Source organism: Sphingomonas sp. LH128, assembly GCF_000293195.2.
GTDB lineage: Bacteria > Pseudomonadota > Alphaproteobacteria > Sphingomonadales > Sphingomonadaceae > Novosphingobium > Novosphingobium resinovorum_A.
On record NZ_ALVC01000313.1, the window covers coordinates 1 to 6343 of the forward strand.

A 6343-nucleotide genomic window follows, 5' to 3' on the forward strand; every position below is an offset into this window, starting at 1 on the left:
GAGAACGCCGAGTTCGCGCAGGCCGTCATCGACGCGGGGCTGGTCTGGGTCGGTCCGAACCCGTCCTCGATCACGGCAATGGGTCTGAAGGACGCCGCCAAGACGCTCATGGCCGAGGCCGGAGTTCCGGTGACGCCGGGCTACATGGGCGCGAACCAGGAACCCGGCTTGCTCCGCCAGGAGGCCGACAAGGTCGGCTACCCGGTGCTCATCAAGGCCGTCGCGGGCGGCGGCGGCAAAGGCATGCGCCTCGTCGAGAGTGCCGACGCCTTCGCCGACGCGCTCGCCTCCTGCAAGCGCGAGGCGGCCGCTTCGTTCGGCAACGACCACGTGCTGATCGAGAAGTACATAGCCTCTCCCCGCCACATCGAGGTGCAGGTCTTCGGCGACCAGCACGGCAACGTCGTCCACTTGTTCGAGCGCGACTGCTCGCTTCAGCGCCGCCACCAGAAGGTCATCGAGGAAGCCCCCGCGCCGGGCATGGACTTGGCCACGCGCGAGGCGCTGTGCGCCGCCGCCGTGCGCGCCGCAAAGGCCGTGGACTATGTCGGCGCCGGGACCATCGAGTTCATCGCCGACGGCTCTGGCGCACTCTCCGCCGATCGCATCTGGTTCATGGAGATGAACACCCGCCTGCAGGTGGAGCACCCGGTCACCGAGGCGATCACCGGGGTCGATCTCGTCGAATGGCAGCTGCGCGTTGCCAGCGGCGAGCCGCTGCCTCTGCCGCAGCACGACCTGAGCATCGATGGCTGGGCGATGGAGGCGCGCCTCTATGCCGAAGACCCGGCGAAGGGCTTCCTTCCCAGCATCGGCCGCCTCGAACTGCTGCAGTTCGGCGAATCCGAGGGCGCCAAGGAAACAGGGCGCATCGACACCGGCGTCACGCAAGGCGCCGAAGTCTCGCCCTTCTACGATCCCATGATCGCCAAGATCATCGCCTGGGGCGACGACCGCGACGAGGCGCGGGAACGGCTCGGCGCGATGCTCGAGGACACCGCCGTCTGGCCGGTACGTACCAATGCCTCGTTCCTCGTCAAAGCGCTGCAGCACCCCGACTTCGCGGCAGGCAAAGTCGATACCGGTCTGATCGGGCGCGACGGCGAGGCTCTGGCGCAGCCGCCGGTGCCTTCGGCCGATACCCTTCGTGCGGGCGCTTCGTCACTCGTTCCGGCCGGCATCGCGCCGGGCCTGCGGCTGAACGCGCCGCCGCGGCGAACCGCGTGGTTCCTGCTCGATGGCGAGAAGATCGAGCTCGAGATTGACGATGGGAGCGACGAGCCTGCCAGCAGCGTCCTCGTCACCGAACAGGGGCAGGCCTGGCTGCTGGCGCCATGGCGACGCGACGGCGCGCATGGCGCGGCAGACAGTTCCGGCGCGATCGTTGCACCCATGCCGGGCAAGGTCATCGCCGTCGAGGTGAAACAGGGCGAGACGGTGACCAAGGGACAGAAACTCCTGACCCTCGAAGCCATGAAGATGGAGCACACCTTGACCGCGCCGTTCGATGGCACCGTCAGGGCGCTCGCGGCGACCCCCGGCCAGCAGGTGCAGGTCGATGCCCTACTCGTGCAGATCGAGGAGACCGACTAGGATGCCCGGACGTTTTTTCGATGAATGGCAGGTCGGTGACCGCCTGACGCATCAGCCGAGCCGTACCGTCACCGAGACCGACAACCTGCTGTTCTCGGCGATGACCCACAACATGCAGCCCCTGCACCTCGACGCTGAGGCCGCGAAAGCCAGCGAGTTCGGGCAGATCCTGGTCAATTCGACCTTCACCTTCAGCCTGGCGGTGGGCCTGTCGATCGCGGACACGACAGTCGGCACGCTCGTCGCCAACCTCGGCTTCGACAAAGTGATTACGCCCAAGCCGACCTTCATCGGCGATACCCTGACCTGCGCGAGCGAAGTGGTCGAGATGCGCGAGAGCAGGTCGCGGCCCGGACAAGGGATCGTCGTGTTCCGGCACGAGTTGACCAACCAGCGCGGGGAAGTGGCTCTATCGATGCTCCGGACCGTGCTGCTGAAGAAAGGGGTGTGATTGCGAAGCAAACCTGAGGATGTGCGAGCTCTCCGTCCGCGACGTCACGGACTCGGGCAAGAAGTTTACTGGTCGGGGTAGCCGAAGCAAGGTTTGCGCGCCTCATGAACGGTTCAAGCGTTGGTATCGTGCCTATCAGGCAAGCACTTCACCGATAAAGAAAAGTCGTTGGCTATCCGGGGGCGGCGTCGTCGGGCAAGGCACCATCGCCGATCAAGTGGGCGAGGCGCGTTCCGGAAGTGTCGTGTCCGAACCGGGACGACAGAATCATTGCTCCCGTAAAAGCTTGCCTGGTTGAACGTCGCTGGCACAGGTTCGGCAAAACCTGATGCAAAAATCGTGCGATGCCATGCGGCCTCGACACTACGGGAACGCGCCGGGGCACGGCAAACACGGACATTTCACCAGTCTCGCCAAATATGCTTGCTGCAGTGCGGTCGCAGGAAGCCTTAACCTCTTTAACGAAGTCCGTGATAACGTCTTTAACCGTTGCTGACGCTGCGGTTTCTTGGTGAACCCGCAAGCCGCCTTTGCGCGCGACTCCGAGCCCGGTTGCCATGTTGCGTTGCAAAATTGCCGCGCCATTTTTCGCAACGCGCTGTGCGGTTCATTGCTGTTGAATGACAGCGCTGGTCAGCTTATCGGCCCCCCATCCCAAAACATGGCTACCTCAGGGGGTAATTTTGAATTCTGCTCGTTTGCGCCGTTTTACGGCGGTTTCGGTCCTCGCGATTTCCGCTTCGTTCGCCGCGCCTGCCCTTGCGCAGAGCGGCGCTCCGGTGGCCGAAGAGGGAGACAACGCAATCGTCGTGACCGCGCTGCGCCGCGAAGAGCGTGCGCTGGACGTGCCGGTCGCGGTTTCGACGCTTTCGGGCGAGAAGCTGGCCGTGCTGAACTCCAGCGGCCAGGACATCCGCTTCCTTGCCGCGCGCGTGCCCAGCCTGCAGATCGAATCCTCGTTCGGCCGCACCTTTCCGCGCTTCTACATCCGCGGCCTTGGCAACACCGACTTCAGCGCTGACGCGGCGCAGCCGGTTTCGGTGGTGTACGACAACGTTGCGCTCGAAAGCCCGATGCTCAAGGCTTTCCCGGCCTTCGACCTCGAGAACGTCGAAGTTCTGAAGGGACCGCAGGGCACGCTGTTCGGCCGCAACACGCCGGCAGGCGTGGTCAAGTTGACCTCCAAGCGTCCGACCGAGGAAGTGGACGGGCACGTCAGCGCTTCGTGGGCGACCTACAACACCGTCAACCTGGAAGCCGCCGTCGGCGCGCCGCTGACCGACAAGCTGCGCTTCCGCGTCGCGGGCCTCGTCCAGCGCCGTGACGACTGGGTCAAGAACGACTACGCCGCGACCATTAACGAGAAGAAGTTCGAAGGCTACCAGGACTACGCCGGTCGCTTCCAGCTGGAGTACGAGGACGGTCCGCTCGACATCCTCGTCAACGCGCACGCCCGCTCGCTGAAGGGCACCGCGCGCCTGTTCCGTGCGAACGCGATCCAGAAGGGCACCAACGACCTCGTCGCCGGCTACGACATCGAGCATACGGCGCAGAACGGCTCGAACCCGCAGACCCTGGAAAGCTGGGGCGCCAACATCCAGACCAGCTATGAGTTCGACGGCGCCGGTTCGCTCTACTCGATCACCGCATGGGAGCGCGCCAGCGTCTTCTCGCGCGGCGACATCGACGGCGGCTACGTCGGCAACGTCCCGTTCCAGGTCCAGACCGGCGGCGACACCACGCCGAAGGAGTTCAGCCAGGAACTGCGCTTCGCTTCGAAGAAGTTCGGCGACGTCAGCTTCCAGGCGGGCGCATACTACTTCAACCAGAACCTCGAGAGCGCGAGCGGTTCGTGGTCCAACACCAACGCCTATTCGCCCACCAGCGTCTCGCACCTCGACAACGAGACGTATGCGGCCTTCGGCTCGGTCGAGTACACGCCGGTGGATTCGCTGATCCTGCGTGGCGGCCTGCGCTGGTCGCATGACAAGCGCTATGGCGTCCTCGTCAGTGGCGCCGACATCGATTCGACGACCGCCGCGCGTTCCACCGGCCGCGCCAACGGTTCGAAGCTGTCTTGGGACGGCAGCGCGACGTTCAAGCTCTCCTCGTCGAGCAGCATCTACGCCCGCGTGGCATCGGGCTACCTCGGCGCGGCGCTCAAGAACGACACCGCCGCCGGTGTCGCGACGATGGCCAAGCCGCAGACGACGACCTCCTACGAAGTCGGCTTCAAGACCGAGCAGCCCGGACTGTTCAACTTCTCGGTCGATGGTTACTACTTCGACACCAAGAACATCCAGCTGACCGCCGTTGGCGGTGGTTCGAACGTCACGCAGCTGATGAACGCGAAGAAGGCGATCGGCTACGGCGTCGAGGCGGAATTCTCGGCCACCCCGGTCGAAAACCTCGTGCTGACGCTGGGCGGCAGCTACAACTACACCGAACTGAAGGACAAGGACCTCTACGTCGCGCCTTGCGGCGGCGGCTGCACCGTGACCGATCCGCTGGTGACCGTGAACGGCACTACGCTGGCCGCGATCGACGGCAACCGTCTGCCGCAGGCTCCGCGCTGGATCGGCAACGCGACGCTGCGCTACGCCGTGCCGCTGGGCAACGACAACGAGATCTTCGCCTACACCGACTGGTCGTACCGCTCGAAGATCAACCTGTTCCTGTACGACTCGATCGAGTTCACGGGTAAGGCCTACCTCGAGGGCGGCGCGCGCGTCGGCTACCGCGACAACAAGCGCGGCTACGAGGTTGCGGCGTTCGCCCGCAACATCACCAACCAGATCCGCGTCGTCGGCGCGATCGACTTCAACAACCTGACGGCGATGCTCAACGAACCGCGCATCATCGGCGGCGAAGTCCGCTTCAACTTCTGATGAAGCGAAGGGCGCCGGGTCAAACCGGCGCCCTTTTCGTATGGTCTGCCAACAAGGATAACCGATGCCCCCCCTGAATGCCGTGATCCGCGCTGTCTCCTCGCTGCTGACGGCGGCGGCGGTCTGTTTCGCCCTGCCTGTGCGGGCCGAGGACAAGCCCGCCCCGCAGAAAGTCATCATCGATGACGAGGGCTTCTCGCTCATGCACATGATGCTGCTCAATTCGCCTCAGATCGACGTGGTGGGTGTGACCAGCGTGACCGGCAACTGGTGGGCACCGCGCGGTGCGGCGCTGCAGCTTCGGGGGCTGGAGATCATGGGCCGTACCGACGTTCCGGTGGCGCAGGGTGCGGTCTATCCGCTCATGAACACCGAGAAGGCGACCGAGCGCTGGGAAGCGCTTTACGGCAAGCTGACATGGAAGGGCGCGTGGATGAAGCAGTGGGTCGAGCCCACGCAGCAGTCGACGCCGCCTTATTACACCCCCTACGACCTTTCGAACCTGCCCTGGGGCGCGCCGACCACCAAGGTCGCCTCGAAGATGGCCGCCGTCTTCATGATCGAGATGGTCCGCAAGTACCCCGGCCAGATCACCATCGTCGAGGGTGGTCCGATGACCAACCTTGCGCTGGCGCAGCGTCTCGATCCAGAATTTGCGAGCCTTGCCAAAGGCTTGATCTACATGGGCGGCAGCTTCAACCCGCACCGCGTGCTCGATGACCGCTCGGCCGTCGAGTTCGCGCGCGAGTTCGCCAATTCGCCGCGCCGCGAATTCAACATCCGCCTCGATCCCGAGGCCGCCAGCATCGTCAGCCGCGCGCCGTGGAAGCAGATCACCGTCGTGCCGGTCGATCCCTCGACCGCGACGCAGCTGAGCCGCAAGCTGCTCGACCGCGCCGCGAAGGGCGCGAAGCCGGAACTGGGCAAGGCGATCGCGGGCTTCGAGCCGGGCTTCCCGCTGTGGGACGAGATCGTCGCCGCCGTGCTGCTCGATCCCTCGGTGGTGACCGGGGCGGAGGACCTCTACGTCGATTACGACGCGGCGTTCGGCGCGACGTACGGCGATACGCTCAGCTGGCGCGAGCATTACCAGCCCGGCCTCGGCGAGCAGAAGGCGCGCGTGGTGATGTCGGTCGATCCGCGCAAGCTGGACGAGATCATCGTGAAGGCGGTGGCGGCGAAGTAAACTCCTCCCCGAGCTTGCTCGGGGAGGGGGACCGCCGACGAAGTCGGTGGTGGAGGGGGGATAAGACCCCTCCGTCAGCGCTTCGCGCTGCCACCTCCCCATCGCTGCGCGGCAGGGAGGATTTGCGCGATCAGTCGCTTTCGAATGCGGCGCGCATGTCGTCGGGGGCGAGGTCGGAGAACTTGGTGATGCGTGCTTCGAAGCGCAGGCGGACCTTGCCGGTGG

4 protein-coding genes are annotated in these 6343 nt (G+C 65.1%); all 4 read left to right on the top strand.

Annotated elements, in window-relative coordinates; all coding sequences use genetic code 11:
* Positions 1 to 1593, top strand: a 1593-nt coding sequence (locus tag LH128_RS22755) for an acetyl/propionyl/methylcrotonyl-CoA carboxylase subunit alpha (protein WP_008832041.1), incomplete at its 5' end; no start/stop codon positions are given.
* 1 nt (position 1594) lies between these two features.
* Positions 1595 to 2044: a MaoC family dehydratase gene (locus LH128_RS22760; RefSeq protein ID WP_008832042.1), complete on the top strand. Its 450-nt coding sequence runs from the start codon at positions 1595 to 1597 to the stop codon at positions 2042 to 2044.
* Positions 2045 to 2727: 683 nt separating this feature from the next.
* Positions 2728 to 4932 carry a TonB-dependent receptor gene (locus LH128_RS22765; RefSeq protein WP_037520952.1) on the top strand — a complete coding sequence of 735 codons (2205 nt, stop codon included), beginning with the start codon at positions 2728 to 2730 and terminating at the stop codon, positions 4930 to 4932.
* A 64-nt stretch (positions 4933 to 4996) separates the two neighbouring features.
* Complete coding sequence (locus LH128_RS22770) at positions 4997 to 6118, top strand: nucleoside hydrolase (protein ID WP_008832044.1); 1122 nt, start codon at positions 4997 to 4999, stop codon at positions 6116 to 6118.
* The last annotated feature ends 225 nt before the right edge of the window (positions 6119 to 6343 follow it).

Coding starts and splice junctions, on each gene's coding strand:
- LH128_RS22760 (WP_008832042.1), top strand. CDS start 1,595: ATGCCCGGACGTTTTTTCGATGAATGGCAGGTCGGTGACCGCCTGACG.
- LH128_RS22770 (WP_008832044.1), top strand. CDS start 4,997: ATGCCCCCCCTGAATGCCGTGATCCGCGCTGTCTCCTCGCTGCTGACG.